The 622-nt window shown below is 58.7% G+C and carries 1 pseudogene; it reads left to right on the top strand.

Annotation, left to right across the window (positions count from 1 at the left end):
- Positions 1-311 precede the first annotated feature (311 nt).
- Positions 312-622, top strand: a pseudogene (locus C492_RS08095) (hypothetical protein); the annotation flags it as partial.

Below are 622 nucleotides of genomic sequence, written 5' to 3'. Positions count from 1 at the left end.
GGCCGTTGGCTGACGAGACAACTGAAACACTCTCCTATCACGCACTCTATACGGCTGCAACAGTCGAAAAGTCGAGGATCAGGCAGTGTATTAGTCGACTCGAGGCACTCGGTCTCGTCGCAACGTTCGGCTCACGGACCGATCGGAAGGCCGAACTCCTTGAGGCCGGTCGGGAATATCTGGCCCAAGTCAGTCGACAGTCGACTCTTGAGGCTTGCGGTAGCGGGACCCCAAAATCCTGTACTAAGACACGTGGAACCCCAGCAACAAGAGTAAGTGGGGAAGACGGCAGGCCGTACCGGACCACTGGGATGAGACAGTCCCAGCAAGCCGCTGTGACGGCGTGCGCTGCTGATGGCGGCGTGAACCTGGTGAAAGAGCCGCGAGATACCGACAAAACGGCCGAAGAACGCCGAACAAAACTGGTAGACTACGACGAGGACCGCGAACAGGTAACGGTAAGCGTGCACGCCAGTGAGGGGCTACCCTACTTGGTGAGCGTTGCGACGGCGTTAGCGACGCCGTGGTTTTTGGACCGTATCCTTCCAAATGAGCGCCTCGAGAGAATCGATGAGCCGGCAGCGATCCTCCGTGGCGCTCGAAACATCGGCGGACTCTCAGA

This window comes from Natronococcus jeotgali DSM 18795 (assembly GCF_000337695.1).
Lineage (GTDB): Archaea > Halobacteriota > Halobacteria > Halobacteriales > Natrialbaceae > Natronococcus > Natronococcus jeotgali.
This window is presented reverse-complemented; position numbering and strand designations above follow the sequence as displayed.